Below are 17,059 nucleotides of genomic sequence, written 5' to 3' on the forward strand. Positions count from 1 at the left end.
ACTTCCTTGGTTATTCGGGGGAGGACTAGATGAAGACTGACAAGAGCTGGACCATGAGCAGGGCCATCACTGAGGCAACGGAAACTCCGAAGGTGACGGTCTTCAGCGCGCCTCTGACCGATTGGCCCAGCAGCGATTGCAGCAGCCAGAAGGTGTTCGAGGTGACATGGACCATGAACAGCGAGCCTGCGCCGGCGGCCAGGGCGATGAGCACCGGGTCGATTCCCAGCGCCGGGGCGATCGGCGCGAGCAGGCCCGCGGCGGTGATGGCCGAGAGGGTCACGGAGCCCACGGCGATGTGCAGGACGGCGGCGATGGCCCAGACGACCAGCAGCGGAGCGACGGCGCTCGCCGAGAAGAAGCCACCGAGGATATCGCCCAGGCCTGCCGCTGCGACGGTGGCGGCCAGCGAGCCACCCACACCGGTGAGCAGCAGGATCTGGCCGCTTTCCTTGAACCCCGTGGCGATGGCGTTCTCGACGGACTTCTGGCCGATGGCGTAGCGGCCCACCAGGGTGGTGCCGATCAAGCCGATCAGCAGCGCTACCACCGGGTTGCCCAGCAATTGCAGCGCGGCAATTTCTACGCCCAGGATCTCCACCAGTGCGCCGCCGGCAATGAGTGCCAGCGAGAGCAGCAGCGGGGTGAAGAGCAAGAGCAGCGGAGCTTCAGGCTTGGCGCGCTCGGCCACTGCCACGGGGCCTGTCCCCGGCGCCGGCTCCAGCGCTTCGGTGGTAGTGGGCGACGTCCCGGAGTCCTGGGGCTTGCGTGGCTGGGCCTGCGGGTAGTCCTCTTCTTCGAAGAGGTGCTGCTCGTCGCGGTCTGCTTTCCAGAATCCGCGCTTGAAGAGGAAGGTCATGATGGCGATGGAGGCAATGATGGTGGGCACCACGACAAGGAATCCGAAGACCAGCATTTTTCCCAAGGGGACCCCGAGCAAGCCAGCCAAGGCCAGCGAGGCTACGCCGGGAACCATGAAGACAATGCCGCACTCCAGTGCGATGGCCATGGCTACGGCCATGCGGGCCGTGCCGAACTTGCCGATCTTCGGCGCCATGCGCCGGGCAAGCGGCGCGGAGATCACCAGCAGCACGTCAAGGAAGATCGACTGCAGCGCCGTGCCGATGGCCAAGGCCATGGTGTAGGGCAGGGCTTTGGGGCCGAAGACGCGAAGCAGATGCTCTACGAGGCGTCTGATGGCTCCCATCTCATTGAGGATCGAGCCCATCAGGACACCGAAGGCGATCAGCAGCCCTACCTCGACCATGATCTCGCCGAAGCCGCCGGTGATGGTTTCGATGGTCTTGGTGATGCCCAGTCCCGTCGACAGGCCCAGATACAGGGAACCGAGAACAAGGGCGATGACGGGATTGACCTTGAATCTCACGATCAGCAGCACGGTGGCCAGCACGGCCACCGCGGTGTTGATCAGAATCGCGGTTTCTGACATGAGTTGATCCGATCGTAAAGGAGGGGGAGTCTGCCTTCGTGGTGATCTGCACCACTTCGCTAAACTCATACTATGGGTTCAAGCTCACGATGTAAACATTAGTTGTTGAATTGGTCGTGGGAGCGGGTGGGGTGGGGGATGTATTTCAGGGCTAGGCAATGCCGGGCTTTCCCCGGCAGTAATCCGGGGACTCGGGTCCCACGTGCTGATATCGGCCGAGGCTTTAGAATGACGCTCGCTGTTTCCTGGCCGCGCCGGAGTTCCCAGATGCCTTAAAGAAAACGTGGGCTGCCTGCCCATAATGTTTTAGACGCAGGGCAATAACCCTGTATAAGTCCGGCGCGGCGAGGCAGGGAGGTCCGGAGGGCGTTCCCGATACGTCACCGGAGCGACAATCGATATTACCGGTGCCGACTACGTACGCTAGAAGGACCAGTCAACCGAGCCTTGCTGCGTCCAAGAGTCCAACTACGGCGCACGGTGGCACCAACGTTCCTAAGGAATCCATGTCTAACCAGCTTCCAACGGTGACCAGCTCACCGGTTCAATTGCACCGCTTCATTGCCGATTGCATGCAAGCAGTTGGCGCATCCGCTACGGACGCTGAGTACATGGCCGGGCAGTTGATTTCTTCCGAATTGGCGGGGCACGCCTCGCACGGACTGCGTCGCCTTCCCGAATATGTGGATCGGGCTCTCGCCGGACACGCCAAGCCTGGTGCGCAGGCGACCGTGGACCTGGACAGCGGAGCCTTGGTGCGGCTGGACGCGCACGAAACCTATGGGCACTTTGCGCTGCGTGATGCGACAGCGCTCGCCGTAGAACGATCCAAGAAGTACGGAATTTCCGCGGTCGCCGTGCACAGCAGCGAATATGCCGGGCGGCTAGCGCCCTTCTGCGAACAGGCCGCCGAAGCCGGCGTAGTGACGCTGATCTTTGGCAACAACAATGGCGCAGGACAGATCGTGGTGCCGCCCGGCGGAACCCAAGCACGGCTCTCAACGAACCCGTTGGCAGCCGGGGTGCCTCGCGCCGAGGCACCTCATCTGGTGATCGACTTCGCGACCAGTGCGGTGGCCAGCGGGCGTCTTGCCGAAGAGCGGGACCGTGGAAATAAACTGTCCGCGGATTGGGTAGGCGCCGACGGATTGCTGAAGCCTTTCGGCGGGTTCAAGGGTTTCGGATTGGGGTTGCTGGTTGAGGCGCTGGGCGGAGCTCTCTCTGGTTCGCAGACGGTCTCCGAGCGAAAAACCGCAGACCATCAGGGAACACTGATCATCGCCATCGATGTGGCTCAGCTGCGTGACCTGGATGAGTACACGGCGCAGATTGAAGAATTCATTAGCTACGTCAAAGGCAGCGAACTGCTAGATGCGACCGAACCCATCAGGGTGCCGGGCGAACGTGCACCGTCTTCGGCACAGATCGAAGCTGCCACGGCCATCACGCTGAACTTGAAGACCTGGGAGAACATGCAACGCGTTGCCGTAGTGCTAAAGGTGGAAATGCCCGCGGAATCCCAAGAATAACCTCGCCCGAGTTCAGGATTCGTTCTTGGAAAGGCCCTTGGAGTACGAGAAATCTAGTAGCCGCGTTCGCCTTCAATTTGGTAGGGATCGCGGCCGTTCAAATCGGCGGCGCGCAAATTTGGGGCTAAGCGGTTGAGGGCCGCTTCGCGATGGTAGATGTAGTCAGCTCGATCTGGTTTCATCGTGATGAGTATTTGCCGGACCGATTGCTACCGAGGGTCGACGAATTGCGCAGAAGGAACACCGAAGCGGTTTATTGAGTGAGCAGGTATTTCCTAGCGGAGCGCATGATTACGCATCGTAGACTTCTGTATCGCTGATGGTAAGGCCGTGAATCTGTAGTTGCAACGTTCCGGATTATTTGCGAAGACCTATGCAGACTCTCACTACTCACAACATTTACTCGCAACACGAGGAGTGAGTAGTTAGAGTAGGAGTGCGAATAGTGACAGTAGTAGAGGTAGAGACACCATGACAAAATATGGTGACCTTGGCGAGCTGGTGGATCGTTTACGTGCCATCGATATCGATTCGAGATTCCCTGTCTGCCAGGGTTGAGTGAGACGAGCCCTTCATTGCAACTCCACCTCACCCAAGTCAGGGCCTGTCCATGCGCAGCCTGCGCAATCCTTCAAGTGTCATGCGGCGCGCGGCGTCCGTGAAGGAATGCATCTCAGATCTGGGTTTGCCATCGGTGGTACGTTCCGCCTCTGTAACGGCTTCCGCGCAACCGCTGCACCTTGAAACAATTCTTTTGCTTATACCGCTTTTTTATTTCCTTGTCTAACAACTCTCAACCCATAGTATTGGATGATAGTTGTAACAGATGGTGGGTTATGGGTCTTGATGTAGTCTCTCTACTTCGCGAAATAGATTTCCGTATCGATGAAGGAACTAGCGAACGGTCATGGATGCTGCGCTCGCCGGAGAACGCAATCTTTTTGGTGGCGGTGGTGTCATCGGTGGAACGAGTCTCTGCGCGCACCATTCGTATTTCTATTGCTCATCAAGGTTCTCCGGTACGTCCCCTGTTTGCGGGCCGAACAGCCACCGATGTTGTTCTTGAGCAAGCGCGCGCGGGGCAGATTGACGTGCTCACGGAGCAGTCGCTGCAGCTGATCCTCAAAGGTACAGTTTTCACTCCTGAGCCTTTCGAGCAGGCTGCTTCTGTTCAGCGGAAGAACCCGCGCTAAGTGCCGTGGGGGAGTTGGGCGATCGAACGGTGCCTGTTGTTGGCTGATATGCCAATGCATCAGTCGGAGATCGCAGGATATGTGGGTGTGAGCCAGCAGATGGTATCGCGCGTTTGTAAGAATCTCGGCCCTCTGGTCACTAGCCCCATTTTCCCTTGATGGGGCTCGAGGTTTGCGCTTAGGCTACGGGGCCAATGTATTGTTCGATGAGGTTGCGGTCGGCTTGGAGGATATTCGCTTTTGTCGCGTACTGGCTCCAATTGTCAATGGCATCATTGACCTCTGAAATAATGCTCTTATAACCAACGATGCCGTGTTGCTCTCCAAACTGGTGCATCTGTGAGGCAGTGATGTGCAGGAACTTGCCGTTGACCCCCATTAGATGCTGGTCAACCCATTCACTATCCTCGCGGTAAGAGAAAGTGACGTCATAGGCTGGCGCGAGCGACCACTTACCCTGCTCGTCCATGAGAAACGAGTGGTTTTTGGAGTGGTCATCACAGTTCCAAGCGGCATAGTTGAACACCATGCGACGGAAGGCTTCGGCCTTAGCCTCTTGGCCTAGATTCAACTCGCTAATGGTTTGCAGGAACTGTGCGTAGTCGTGGGTACCGACCAAGTTGAAGTCTAGATGTTTCATCGCGCACAAGCTTTGCATGTGCAGTTTCTCCAGCCCTCCAGGGCGGTCGAACCTTCGTATCATGAAGTGTGAACGACCGTTTTCGTGGTGCAAACGCGTTTCAGGCATGGTGATTCCGGCAGCTTTAGCCATAAGCGAATAGGCGTATTCGATAAGTCCGAACCCCATGGTGTCACCGAGTTTCTCGTCTTGGACACCGTCGAATTTCAGTAACCAAGATTCGGTTCCGGCAACAGGTTCCTGTCCGGGGGTGATATGCCCGTTGTCAGGGTTGAAGTTGATGACCGCTTTGGCTCTGGCGCCGCCGGCGCTGGTTCCCACTGCCAATATTTGAGCTAGAGCGGCTTCTGATTCGATGTCGTCGTTCAGGGTGCCTGCAACTGCCTTGCGTGCTGAAACTACGAGGTCGCTGAGGACCAAGACGGTGGCTTTTGATGCTCTAGGGCTGGTTGCTGGTTCGAATTCGAGGGCTCCCATGGCTCGACTGCCAGTGTAGGCAAGACGGTCAAGGACGGACACATTTTTTGGGTCGGCTCCTCGGCGTGCCATTTCAGCGTTGATGATCGCATTGCCGAACCTGTCTGGAAGCGAGTCGGCGATCCCGGGAGGTAGTTGCCTCCACGTGTTTTCGCTGAGACCAGGGAAGGTGAAAGTCCTTTTCCTCGGCGAGGGCTTCATGCTCAGCGGGAAGAAGCTTCGGTTAGGTTCGGCGCCGGGCGCGAATTCGAAGGTGTAGGCGTTTCGGACGTTGCCGCGGTTTAGCGCGCCGATTGTTTTGCCCCAAGCTTTGACTTCGATGACGTTTACGCGTTCGAAAGCCATTTAACGTGTTCTCCTTGAGGCGCGTTGTGGGCGTGCTGGTTTGTTTTTGGAGAGGCGGAGGGCTTCCATCGGGCTTAGTTCGCTGTAGCCCTCGTCGAGTGAATCGATGATGTCGAGACGGTCAAGCGCTCTCAGAGCGCGTAGAAATGTCTCAAGTTTCACTCCGCGGCCGTTTTCAAGGTTTTGGAGTGCACTGAGGGACAGGTCGCTGTCGCGTGCGAGTTCAGATTGGGTGGTGTCTCTACCTAGCCGTGCTTCGCGGATCAATTGGCCTACGCGATGCTCTAGATCACCGATGGTTTCCATAACTCTTACCTTAGCAACTTTTACAATGATTTGGTAGGATAATAAGTCCGTTGGCAACTATTACTGGCGGTGTTGTTAAAATTGCTAAAGCAGTTGTTTTGCCCAATACATGTGCCAAAGCATGCAAACGCAACTTTTAGTATTTGCTACTGTCGCCATCGCCGGACCAACCAAGAATTACCTCAAAGTGCATCGGGAAGCGTTGATCGTTTTGAGCTGACCAATCCAACTGTGAAGGGCTTGGTCATGAAGGATTTGACGGTGTGGAATGTGCTTAGTTCACGTCCGACGCTGTCTGCCAATGGTATTCATGAAGTTGCTCGTTTACGGGTGGGGATTCGTTTGGCCCTTGATGAGAAGGAACCAGAAAGTAGCAACCACGCCACTTCGATCTGACTCTTTACAGCGTATCTAGCGCGGGCTGTGAGTGATCACCGTCCGTGACGATGATCTTGAATCCCTTCTTGACGATGACCCCGTGCCTGCTTCGGGCCATATGCGCGAAGACGAGAACCTCCGCATCAACGAAGTCGTGGATGCGGATCACTGACTGCGCGTCATCTTTACGCTGAATTCGTCTAATCAGCTGCGTGCCGATTGCTTGGCGTTCCTTCTTGCTGGGTTTGCCGTGAAGATTGATCACCGGGGTGGTGGTACTCAATTTTTTGATGAGTTCAAAAGGTTGCGCACCTGGTCGTGGGCGATCTCGTCATATAGCTCCTACATTCCGGCGCCGTCGGTTTCCTGCATTTCCGGCTCGACGGGTGTTACATGGACATGCAGTTCACGCGTTGGCCTCGTTGAAGAACCAGATACGCCAGGCACGGTTCACGGCCCAACGCAGGGTCAACACGGAACTGATTACCCTGTACTGGGGCATTGGCCAGCAAATCCTGATCCGGCAAGACCGCCAGGGCTGGGGCGTTGGTATCATCCGCCGGCTGGCCGATGACCTGCGTGCGGAGTTCTCCCATATGAAGGGTTTTTCTAAACGGAACCTGCAATACATGCACACCATGGCCAACGAGTGGCGACCCGAGGCAATTGTGCCACAGGTTGTGGCGCAATTGCCCTGGGGCATATTCGCACCATCCTCGACAAGGCCCAGAGCCCTGAGGAACGCGATTGGTACGCGGCAGCTGCGGTCGAGTACGGGTGGTCCCGCAACGTACTGCTGAACATGATGATGAACCGATCCATGCAGCGCACGGGGACCGCACCGACGAACTTCACCCAGAATCTGGTGGCCGCGGACTCGGAATTGGCGCAACAGGTTGCCAAGGACCCCTATGCTTTTGACTTCCTGGGGCTCTCCGGCGAGGTGGCCGAACGGGATCTGGAACAGGCGCTCATGGACCTTATTGTGGAAACGCCGCTGGAGATGGGTCCAGGGTTCGCATTCGTCGGTCGGCATGTCCACATGGAAGTGGAAGGGACGATTTCTATATCGATCTGCTGTTCTTCCACGTCGAGCAGCTGCGCTACTTCGTCATCGAGCTGAAGACGGGGAAGTTCCAGCCCGAGTTCGCGGGGAAGCTGAATTTCTATGTCGCGTTGGTTGATGACAAGCTACGCCGCGAAGCCCATGCGCCCAACGTGGGAATCTTGATCTGTGGCAGCAAAAACGATCACACCGTCCGCTACGCGCTCGGACGTTCTACCTCGCCGATGGCCGTGGCCGCCTACACTTACGACCAGCTCACCAGCTCTGACCGTGAGTTGGTGCCGGCCGCGGACCAACTCACTGCGGCCCTCGACGCGCTCCCTGACGATACCCAATAGCGTCCAGCCCCGAAGCGTCGGAGTCGCGGTGTAGGGTCTGGGGCATCTGCACCAGATGCAGGGGCACACCGGAAGGGGGGAGGTAAACATGGGCAAATCAGCGAAACCGTCAAAAGCGGCGCTTTCCAAGGCGGGGGCAAAACTCGCCTCGAATTCCTCGAGCAAGCCAGCCAAATCTAAGGCCGGATCCACGCTCGGCAAGGGCTAGGAGCAAGCCAGAGGTGGCGGGTTCCTGCATCCAAGAACCCGCCACCGGGGCTACAGAATCAAGAAAATTCGCGATTTCCATACTGATCGCGCCGATAGTGGCAGTTCTGTCTCTCCCGGTGATCTAAAGCAACATTGGGATGCTCCAATTTCTTATCAGGTATTCTCCTTGGGCCAACAATCCGGGCGCCTTTACGCCGTCAAAATTGGGCACCGGCACCTCCACTACCCGCCCGGACCGCCCTTTATCCTATCCACGAGGCAGCATCAAGACACGGACCCCAGCGGCCAAGGATATTGGTCCAGTGTGACGAATAGCAGTGCGATTGCGGCCAACGAGAGTAGGCCAGTCCACCAGTGCCAAAACATGAGTTTGAGAGCGAATAGCCAAAAGAGCAGTGAAAGCCCGAAATTTATGATTGCGGCGAATAGCAATCCGCTGATACCCCCGATACCTGACGGTCGCGTCATCCCTCGCGCGGCTCGATCGCTGCCACTTCGACGGTTTCCAACCTCGGGTGCAGGTGGTCTCCGTGCTCAACCACCCCCGAGAGCCAGCTGATCACCAGCCCGCCTTCGGTGTCCTGAAGGATGGCCAGATTGTTATCGAACCAGGGACCCTTGATGAGGTTCCAGTCAAAGGGCGGGTCCGGCACATGTGCCCTGCGCGCCATCCAGGCCCCGAACGGGACGGCCGGCCCCAAGGCCAAGGCTGCGGCAAAGTAGCGCATAAACCGGGGCAGCGGGTTGCGGATGGGCGAACACACCGCTTGCAGGATCCGGCTCCCGGTCTCGCGTTCGACCTCGGAGACGTAGGAGAAATGCACGTCCCCGGAGAGGAACGTGACGGACGCCGGGGCGGGGCCGCGCTTGCCATCGGCGACCTCGGTGGCCCACCGGGCCACATCCTGGAAGCTTTGTTGGAACGCCGCCCAATGCTCAAGGTCCACGGCCCGGCGCAGCCGTTCGCCGAGCCACGCCCGGGCCGGGCCGCGCTCCCCGGAGGAATAGACCTCGTTCCACGCTTCCACGTGATGCAGGCCCATGGGCAGCAGGAAGGGCAGTGAGGTAGCGACCAGCAGGTGGCGGAATCCGCCTTGCATGTGCTCGTCGAGCCACGCATTTTCCGGTGGATCGAGCAGGGCACGCTCTTCGGGGTCCAGGCTGCGGGAAGCACGGGAGTCCACCACGATCAGCCGCACCGTATCCCAGTCGCGGCAGTAGCTGAAGCTGTATTCTTCCGGTGCGGCATCGACGCGCTCGGCGAACCGGTCCAAGTCGGCAGCGATATCCAATTCTTCGGGACCGGTGTGCGCCGCGATGCGTTGCCACAGTGGATCTGCCGCGCGCTCGTCGGGGGAGAGGTTGCCCAGGTGCTGATAGATCCAATACGAGCCGAGGCCCGCAACAATGCGTTCGTGCCACCAGCTTCTCTGCTCCATGTCCTGCTTCCAACGCAGCGAGGAGTTCCAATCGTCGCGGATGTCGTGGTCGTCGAAGATCATGGCGCTGGGCAGGGTGGAAAGAAGCCAACGGTTGGCCGGGTCCGACCAAGCCAACCGGTAGAGGTGGGCGTATTCCTCAAAGTCCTTCAGCTCCGCCCCGGGTTCTTCCCTGATATCGCGCCGGCTGCGGATGAACTCGCGCATCTGGTCACTGGTGGAGTCCGCATAAACCTGATCCCCGAGGAAGAGCATCAAATCCGGCCACGGTCCGTGCGCCGGGCCCGCCATGGACAGGGCGTAAGCGCGCATCGCATCCACTCCGTGCTTGCGGTTGCCAGCCGCGTCGTGCGGAATGCTGGTGCGGCAGGACCCGAAGGCCAGCCGTGGATTCTTGGCGGGGTCGATGGTGGCGATGATCGATTCGGGGAAGCCGTCCTCGCGCGGCCAGATAGCTTTCCCCTGAAGATGCAGACTGTAGGGATTGATGCTTCCAACTTCCAGCCCCGTCACCTCAACTAACGCATAGTGGTGGCCGTGGGCACGAAAAGTCGGCGCACGCCAGGTGTCTTCACCGCAACGGACCTCGACGGTGCAAGACCGAGCTGTCTCCACCCAGATACTGGCGGAGGTGGCATCCACGTGGCGGAGCATCGGGCCAAGTAAAAGGTCCTGATCGCTTCGGTGGCTCATCGATTTCCTTTCCTGAGGGTGCAGGTCAACCAAGAATGGCACAACAACATCGTTGGGGATAGGCCCGGCTGCCGGGCACGGGAGCAGATGCTGCCTAGGATGGGCTGATGAGTGAATCCCCGTATCTGCAAACCCGCCGCCGCCTCGTGGCTGCCGCGCCCCGAGAGATCTTCGAACTGCTCAGGGATCCGGCCATGCACCCGGTCATCGACGGCTCCGGAACGGTGCGGGCCTCGAACGCCCAGGGAAGCAAGCTCACCCTGGGCAGCGAGTTCGGCATGCAGATGCGCCTGGGTGTCCCGTACCGGATCAGCAATACCGTGGTGGAATTCGAGCAAGACCGGCAGATCGCCTGGCGGCACTTCAGCGGGCATCGGTGGCGCTACGAGCTGGAAGCTGTGGGGTCCGGGACATTGGTCAGCGAAACCTGGGACGCGAGCCGGGTGCGGCACCAATGGCTGTTGCGGCTGATGGGCTTCACCCGGAGCACCGGGCCCAATATGGAACGCACCCTGGAACGGCTGGCCGCGCAGTTTCCCGACGCCTCCGAGTAAGGGTCTTTTGCCCTGAGTAGCTCGTCGATGACAAGTCAAAACAGCGTGCAGCGCCACGCATCACCGAGCTCATCGGCGGTCCGCTGGGAAGACACAGCAGTCCGTGGCGAATCAACGCGGGCTCCTTCACGATCGAGCAAGTTCCGGTGCTCCCCACATTGGTGGACGCACTGTTGACTGTCGCCTCCAAGAACGCCTGCCGGCTCAACGGCTGAGGTGGCACAAACGCCTACGCCTGGGCCTGCTATTCGGACTGGACCGCGCTCTTCGGGACCGCGGGTTCGCCGAGAACGCGTTCGCGCCCTTTGCCGCGGGCGCCGAATTCGACAAGGCCCTGTCATTCTTCGACCTCAACTTCTTTTTGCCGGTGGGTCTGTGGATCACGGTGGTCGTGGTGACGGCCCGCCTGTCCGGGTGCCTTGATGGATGACTTATGTGCCTACACCGCGCGGCGCCTCGTCCTCGACCAGCACGATTCCCTGACCTCAGCCGACCGCCGCCTCATCGCCGAGTACTTGCACACAAGCGGGTACCGGGACCTCGTGTATATGCACCAGAAGAGCCATTGCTGTGGGTCAGTGATGCGGTGGCGTGGTGCCATCAAAAGGGTGGGTTGCGGGTCAGGGAAGCCGCCCCGCTGGTCCAAGAAGTCCGGATGCTGTAACTGCGAACGCGGTGACGCCGGTTAAATGCGCGAGCCTGACTCGTCGCGCCATCCGGAAGACTGCCAAGCCTACTTCTCGGGGCTAATGCCCCTTGCACGTACGAGTCGACAGAATTGCGTCGGCGCAAGGCAAGAATAGCGATACCGGGGCCGGCAACACTCAAATGTCTTGATTTTCGCGTCGCCCGCAAAACGGCGATAATAACACCAGATCGATTCAGATAGTTTCCGGAGATGCGAGCGAATGCACGTTCCCTGCTCCAAACCATGACTCAAGCACGTCATGGGCTGCGGGATTTAGTTGTTGAGTGAATAAAAGTGCCAAATTTGTCTTTGGCCTCGAAGCGCAAACGTAGAACAAATTTCGAGCACGTGAATAGCCCGCCTGATGCGCCTTCGTAACCTCGCTCGGATCGCTTGCATATGCGAGGAAGCGCGGAAAATTGTACATGTTCCAGCCGCCCCCAAGAAGGATCAATACGTTTTCGAACTGAGATCCTTTGACTCCGTGCTTCGTCTCATATGGAGAGTGATGACCTATATATTCGGAGAGGGCACCGATCTCGCGATAGTTCACGCCGAGCAGCGTCTCTAACTCGACCTGCCTCGGAGATCGTTCCTCGTCCTCGCCTAAGTCGGCAAGTTCGTTGAGTCGTTGGCGGACATCCGCTGGCAGATCTAGGGGGTCGTCGTTTAGCAGGGTGAGGACAGTTCCCACTGTTCCCGTTTTTGTCTCGTTCATGACTTGGAGCAATGCATCTCGAAGGTGAGCCTTGTCTGAGGCACGACGTAACTCTGGACGTTTCATACCGAGAGCTTCAAAGACCTGCCCCGTGTGGCCCGCACTAAAATAATCTAAGGCTACTTTCACGTCTTCGACCAGAAACCGCAGGATCGGATTTTTGAGCTTCGCAAAGTCATCACTATTTTTAAAGATGTTCTCGATCTGGGGATAACCTTGGCGCGCTGCGATGGATTTATGGGTCAGAATCAGTGTTTTAGTCTTATCCGGTGAAAAGTCCCACCCATCTTTTTTGAGTAACTCATGAACTTTTTCGAGTGCTAGATCCACCAGTTCTGGATTCAGATCATTCTGAGTATGTGGGCCAGAGACCCGGCCTGATAACCACTGATCTGTATGGAAAACATGCGTTCCTCCCTCGACTTTGGTGCTGGGAAGTGCCTGGATGAGCTCAGGACGCATTGCGTTTAGGGCCCGCACGACTGGCTCGCCTGACCTGAAATTTGTTCCCTTGGTGATGACTTCAAGATTGTTGTGGCTTATTTGTCCCACTGAGTCAGGATGGATTTGTTGCCAAACATCACCAAAGAAGCCGAATACAGGGCCTTTAGCAGGGGTGATGCAATGAGCGACGATGGCTTTGGCGAGAACACCATTTGTATCTTGGTACTCGTCAATTAGAACGATGGGGTACTCGCTCTTTAGCCGAGTGACGAACTTGGGGCGGCTAAGAAGCTGCGCGGCCAAAGCGGGGACGTCGTCGTGGTGGATCGAGATGATGGATTCGTTGACTTGTCGGTAACCCAGAGAGTATTCAACTTTCTGGTCTGAAAAGTTTTCGATCTCTGATTTCTGCAGCGCTTTTTCGAACTTCTCGGGATCCAGCATCTCCCGCAATTCGTTCTGGAAGGGCTGGATGACTGACCAAAAGAATTCGTGAATGGTGGCTACAAAGAACCTCGGGTCGGAGTCAGTGCGGGCCAAGATTTCCTTCTTGGCCACATTTGTGAAAGTGATGCAAGCGACGCGTCGACCGCGTTGCAGGACTTTGGGTGGCGAAGATCGTAGGAAGCGGAGAGCTTCGATGAGCGACTCTGTTTTTCCGGCTCCAGCTCCTGCTTCGACGAGGAAGTTACGCGATCGGGAAAGACAGTCCGCTATGCGATATTGAGCGGCTGCAGCCACCTGTAAAGCATCAGTTGCAACAAGTTCAGTGCTCATCTACGAGCTCCATGTCTGACGAAGGGTCATTTTGGGATCGCGGAGCGTTCGTTATGACCCTTTCCGAATCAGCTGTTGAGTCGAAGAGCCACTCCAGTCCTTCTTTTAGGTAGCGCGGAGTGACCCAGTCCAACTGATCGACTGCGAATTTCAGGGCGAAATCTGTCTTTTTGTATTTGATGGCCTGCTCTCGAGCAGCAGTCTCCTGGTCATCCGGTCCGGCCGCTTCCAGCTCAAACAGCGGTGCGTTCGCGAGAATGAATGCGTCTTCGAAGGTGCGCCCGCAGGGCCCATCCTTGCTCTCTGGAATTTGAAAAGCCACGCGTCGTCGAAGTGTAACTTTTTCTCCGAATTCGAGTGCCAACAGCCGTGCGGGAGTCAAACGCGGATCAGAACCGAACCAGTGTTTCAAGGCCTCGTTGCTCGTAGCCCCTGCCTCGTGAACCGTGGAGGCCACCCAACGATGAGCGTCGCTTAGTGCAACGGCATCCAGATCGGTGACCACGAGGCTTTTGAGTTCTAGGAAATCCAGGAGAGGGAAGAACTTGTGTGCGTAGGCGCCACCAACTTCGAGGATAGTGACGTAATTCGTGCGGGCTGGCCCTGACATCTCGGCAATGAGTTTGGGGACAATCAGATGTTCGGTGGTTCCCTCGATCAAGATTGCCTTGTCAGCGAAGAACAGGTCAGAACTGGTAAGTGTTAGATACTGGTGCAAAAATTGGGAGTCAATTTCACGGTTTTTCTCCGCCGCGTGCTGAAGATCCTTGACCGAGGTCTCTCGAATTCCGTTCGTCTCGTGCCTATCAAGGAAGTAGCGGATTGCCTTAAAGGGCACCGCATTGGCGATGTGGGATGAATGGGTGGAGACCACAAATTGAACGGGCCACGGTGTCGTCGAGTCCGCTGAGAGTTTTTTGACAATTTCTCCGAGTTGTCGAATGAAGATTTCTTGCATTTGCGGATGCAAGTGAGCCTCAGGCTCTTCGATGAATACCAATTGAAGGCCGGCTTCGTTGCCGTCCTGAATCCACTTGCGGTGATGGCCAACAATCTGCAGAAGGATATGGAGCATGTTTCGTGTACCGAGCCCGTTGTACGCCTCAGGGAGAGCCGGACCTTGCTCGTTTGGGTAACTGACTTTCGTGTAGTTTGACAGCATGTTTTGCACGTTAAGCGTGGTTTTGGTAGCTATACGTGTGCCCGCGGCGCCAGGAAAACCGAACAGTTCGAAGATGGGTTCAAGGGCTGTCAGGTTTTGGTTGAAATTATCGTCGATCTGTTTGTGGACATCCATGAGGGCTTGGTCTACCAGGTTGCTGGTTGTGCTTTCCGCCGACTCCCCATCCGTAATGGAGGTGTTGAAAAGACGCTCCATTACCTTGGCAAGTACATCGCTGTCTTTCGTGGTTATATCATCCAACCCGCGTTGAGCGCCCACGTGACCAATCTGTATGACCTTCTCGACGGCCGTGAAATCCAAATGCCGAATATTTGTTGCATCCTGCGTATCCTCCGCCCAAACACGGCGGCGATAGTTTTGGGTGATTCGGTGGTTAAGTTCCTTGAAAAATCCGGCTCGGTCTTCCTTCGTCAACGGCGCGGTGAGGCCGGTGAAGAAGCGACCCAAGTTTGCGGAAGCCAACTCGTAACTGATGACAATTAGGGCATCGGTCCGAGTGTCATCTAAATCGATAATGAACGGTGCCAATGGGCCATAGTCGTCGGCATCGTCCGAGTAGTCGAGGTGGAACCTAATCTCGACGCGGGGGAGCGTTACAAGGATTTTGGTATTGTCTCCACTGGGCTCGTAGGCGGTTATGGCGTCTTGGAAGATCTGCCAGCTGCTGCTGGAGAAGTCTTCAATGTGGAACGTGGCATTACCGCTTCCGAAGATCCGTTTGACGACTTCACCGAGGGAAGTCTTTCCGCTATTATTACGGCCGACTACTACTGTGGAGCTTGCGTCCAATCGCACGGACACATCCCGAAGAAGCCGAAAGTTTTGAACGCACACTTTTGTGATCTTCAAGGCTCTCCCAATTCTGACTACTTTCTTGTGGCTTTTGCACAGAATAGCGCAGGTGAGGAACAAATGTGGGAGCGCTATACGGGAGCTGGTCGAGCCTCGCCAAATTCCTTGGGGTCTGAGAGCAGTGAGCGTAGGCCGATGAGGAGTCGTATCTCACCCTGTAACCAAGCGGATTCATGAAAATAGGATCATCCCACAGGCAGATACTCTCAACTGAATCGTCCCGGATTTCATGCCGTATTCTTTTGAGAGGATGGATAACATGCCCAAGTAGTACACCCCCGAAGTCAAGAACCGCGCAGTGGACTACGCCATGGAACGCCTAGATCGTTACAAATCGGTCTAGGCCGCGTGCGCTGACATGGTGCCAAAGCTCAACGTCGGCAAAGAAACCCGGCGCCGCCGGGTCCACCAAGCCCAAGCCGATCCCGGTGACCGGACCAAGCAGTGAAGAACTCGTCGAGATCAAAGCATTGAAAGCCAAGGTGTGAGGCCTTGAAGAAGCCAACGATATCTTGAAGGCATCAGCGATTTTCTTTAGTTACGGGAGCTGGACCCTCGCCGGCACTGATTACCGAGTTCATCGACCAGCAAAGCGAACGCGGCTACGCAGTCCAGCAGATCTGTGATGTCCTGAACACTCAGGGTGTGAAGGTCTCCGCACGCACGTGTCGCAGCTGGAATGCAGATGAACATGCTTCACGAGTCGTGACTGACGCACTCATTTTGAATGCATTACATGACCCGAAGATACCCGATACGAATACAGGTAACCCTAAGCCGGAGGTGCTTTACGGGCGCTGGAAAATGCGGGCCTGACTGCAGCGCAACGGATTCCCCGAAATCTCGAAGCACACCGCGGACCGACTGATGCGCATCGCAGGAATGAAGGAACTGGTGCGTGGCCTCAGAACGACCACAACGATCCGTTCTAAGGACAAGATTCGGGCGAAAGACCTGTTGAACCCGAACTTTTATACCGATGCCCCCTAACAAAGTTTGGATTACCGATTTTACGTATGTTCCGATTCGCGGCGAGTTCGCTTTCGTGTCCTTCGTAATCGACCTGTTCTCCCGCAGAATATTGCCCTGAGCGTCATCGACCTCTCGTGACATGGGAATTTGTGGAGAAAGCTCTCCAAATTGCTCTACAGCAACGTCGCAGCGAGCGAAACCTCATGTGAGATGAGTATTTGTTACGGTCCACCAGTGGGACGCGGGTAGCAAATATACCTCCCAGCGGTATACACAGATGCTGGCCACGTAGGGTCTCATTCCCTCGATCGGCACTACCGGGGATCCGATAATACAGCCGTCAAAACGGTGATGGGATTGTTCAAAAACGAAGCTGTAGCCAAGGATTCACTCTTGATAACTGGGCCTTTGAGTACTAAATCTGATGTGGCGGATGTCGTGCTGAACTGGGTTCATTGGTTTGACTTTGGCCGATTGCATTCGACCTTGGGGTATTGCACTCCGGTGGAATTCGAGGAACTTTATTATGATGAAATGAGTGGCTCGTTACCCGATGATGCTGCCAGTAAACTGGCGGCATCATTCCCGGGACGGTTCTGGCTATGCACTTCAAATGAACGGTTCGGGATCATCGTTGACGTGATGGTCGCTGCAGCGCGGGAGTGTGTCGCGTTGAAGCGAGCTCGGAGTAACTTAGCTCGTAAAAAACGCGCCGGCAGGTAGCCATGGTTTAAGGTTGCCGAACTCGATCGCTGGAGGACGACCACTCTCTGGCCATCGTTAGGTCAGACCTAACGTTAGGCGTCC

13 protein-coding genes and 1 pseudogene are annotated in these 17,059 nt (G+C 56.8%); 6 read left to right on the forward strand and 8 right to left on the reverse strand.

From position 1 onward, the window contains the following. Window positions 1-25: 25 nt before the first annotated feature. Entirely contained in the window at window positions 26-1,450 is a 1,425-nt protein-coding gene (locus tag VJ369_RS13885) for a GntP family permease (RefSeq protein ID WP_324092661.1), read from the reverse strand. 506 nt (window positions 1,451-1,956) lie between these two features. Between VJ369_RS13885 and VJ369_RS13890 the strand changes: the two genes are divergently transcribed. Together VJ369_RS13890 and VJ369_RS13895 are read left to right on the forward strand one after the other, a co-directional pair. Further along, on the forward strand, window positions 1,957-2,979 hold the full coding sequence (locus tag VJ369_RS13890; protein ID WP_324092662.1) for an Ldh family oxidoreductase: 1,023 nt from the start codon (window positions 1,957-1,959) through the stop codon (window positions 2,977-2,979). Between the two features lie 836 nt (window positions 2,980-3,815). Beyond that, window positions 3,816-4,172 carry a hypothetical protein gene (locus VJ369_RS13895; protein WP_324092663.1) on the forward strand — a complete coding sequence of 119 codons (357 nt, stop codon included), beginning with the start codon at window positions 3,816-3,818 and terminating at the stop codon, window positions 4,170-4,172. Between the two features lie 178 nt (window positions 4,173-4,350). Here VJ369_RS13895 and VJ369_RS13900 read toward each other — a convergent pair whose 3' ends face one another. The 3 genes from VJ369_RS13900 to VJ369_RS13910 all read right to left on the reverse strand — a co-directional run bounded on the left by VJ369_RS13900 (window position 4,351) and on the right by VJ369_RS13910 (window position 6,601). Continuing rightward, on the reverse strand, window positions 4,351-5,634 hold the full coding sequence (locus VJ369_RS13900) for a type II toxin-antitoxin system HipA family toxin (RefSeq protein ID WP_324092664.1): 1,284 nt from the start codon (window positions 5,632-5,634) through the stop codon (window positions 4,351-4,353). Beyond that, window positions 5,635-5,940, reverse strand: coding sequence for a helix-turn-helix transcriptional regulator (locus VJ369_RS13905; protein WP_324092665.1), 306 nt, complete (start codon window positions 5,938-5,940; stop codon window positions 5,635-5,637). Between the two features lie 400 nt (window positions 5,941-6,340). Next, window positions 6,341-6,601 (reverse strand): hypothetical protein, encoded by a 261-nt coding sequence (locus VJ369_RS13910; RefSeq protein WP_324092666.1) that lies wholly within the window; start codon window positions 6,599-6,601, stop codon window positions 6,341-6,343. 130 nt (window positions 6,602-6,731) lie between these two features. Between VJ369_RS13910 and VJ369_RS19195 the strand changes: the two are divergent. Then, window positions 6,732-7,722 (forward strand): annotated as a pseudogene (locus tag VJ369_RS19195) (PDDEXK nuclease domain-containing protein). Window positions 7,723-8,396: 674 nt separating this feature from the next. Here the strand turns inward: VJ369_RS19195 and VJ369_RS13925 are convergent. Continuing rightward, entirely contained in the window at window positions 8,397-10,064 is a 1,668-nt protein-coding gene (locus VJ369_RS13925; RefSeq protein ID WP_324092667.1) for an alkaline phosphatase D family protein, read from the reverse strand. 107 nt (window positions 10,065-10,171) lie between these two features. On the opposite strand from VJ369_RS13925, the gene VJ369_RS13930 reads away from it, so the two are divergent. Both VJ369_RS13930 and VJ369_RS13935 read left to right on the forward strand, forming a co-directional pair. Then, window positions 10,172-10,618 (forward strand): SRPBCC family protein, encoded by a 447-nt coding sequence (locus tag VJ369_RS13930; protein ID WP_324092668.1) that lies wholly within the window; start codon window positions 10,172-10,174, stop codon window positions 10,616-10,618. A gap of 103 nt (window positions 10,619-10,721) precedes the next feature. After that, window positions 10,722-11,048: a hypothetical protein gene (locus VJ369_RS13935; protein WP_324092669.1), complete on the forward strand. Its 327-nt coding sequence runs from the start codon at window positions 10,722-10,724 to the stop codon at window positions 11,046-11,048. Window positions 11,049-11,499: 451 nt separating this feature from the next. Here the strand turns inward: VJ369_RS13935 and VJ369_RS13940 are convergent, their stop codons facing one another. From VJ369_RS13940 to VJ369_RS13950, 3 genes are all read right to left on the reverse strand, one after another. After that, entirely contained in the window at window positions 11,500-13,245 is a 1,746-nt protein-coding gene (locus VJ369_RS13940) for a UvrD-helicase domain-containing protein (protein ID WP_324092670.1), read from the reverse strand. Further along, the gene (locus VJ369_RS13945; protein WP_324092712.1) at window positions 13,235-15,262 is read right to left on the reverse strand and encodes an AAA family ATPase; all 2,028 of its coding nucleotides are present in this window, start codon (window positions 15,260-15,262) and stop codon (window positions 13,235-13,237) included. The genes VJ369_RS13940 and VJ369_RS13945 overlap by 11 nt, the downstream gene beginning before the upstream one ends. A gap of 337 nt (window positions 15,263-15,599) precedes the next feature. Then, entirely contained in the window at window positions 15,600-15,761 is a 162-nt protein-coding gene (locus tag VJ369_RS13950; protein ID WP_324092671.1) for a hypothetical protein, read from the reverse strand. 848 nt (window positions 15,762-16,609) lie between these two features. Here VJ369_RS13950 and VJ369_RS13955 point away from each other — a divergent pair. Next, the gene (locus VJ369_RS13955) at window positions 16,610-16,975 is read left to right on the forward strand and encodes a hypothetical protein (RefSeq protein ID WP_324092672.1); all 366 of its coding nucleotides are present in this window, start codon (window positions 16,610-16,612) and stop codon (window positions 16,973-16,975) included. Window positions 16,976-17,059 lie beyond the last annotated feature (84 nt).

It is taken from the genome of Glutamicibacter sp. (assembly GCF_035257265.1).
GTDB lineage: Bacteria > Actinomycetota > Actinomycetes > Actinomycetales > Micrococcaceae > Glutamicibacter.

Coding starts and splice junctions, on each gene's coding strand:
- VJ369_RS13890 (WP_324092662.1), top strand. CDS start 1,957: ATGTCTAACCAGCTTCCAACGGTGACCAGCTCACCGGTTCAATTGCAC.
- VJ369_RS13900 (WP_324092664.1), bottom strand. CDS start 5,634: ATGGCTTTCGAACGCGTAAACGTCATCGAAGTCAAAGCTTGGGGCAAA.
- VJ369_RS13925 (WP_324092667.1), bottom strand. CDS start 10,064: ATGAGCCACCGAAGCGATCAGGACCTTTTACTTGGCCCGATGCTCCGC.
- VJ369_RS13905 (WP_324092665.1), bottom strand. CDS start 5,940: ATGGAAACCATCGGTGATCTAGAGCATCGCGTAGGCCAATTGATCCGC.
- VJ369_RS13940 (WP_324092670.1), bottom strand. CDS start 13,245: ATGAGCACTGAACTTGTTGCAACTGATGCTTTACAGGTGGCTGCAGCC.
- VJ369_RS13895 (WP_324092663.1), top strand. CDS start 3,816: ATGGGTCTTGATGTAGTCTCTCTACTTCGCGAAATAGATTTCCGTATC.
- VJ369_RS13885 (WP_324092661.1), bottom strand. CDS start 1,450: ATGTCAGAAACCGCGATTCTGATCAACACCGCGGTGGCCGTGCTGGCC.
- VJ369_RS13930 (WP_324092668.1), top strand. CDS start 10,172: ATGAGTGAATCCCCGTATCTGCAAACCCGCCGCCGCCTCGTGGCTGCC.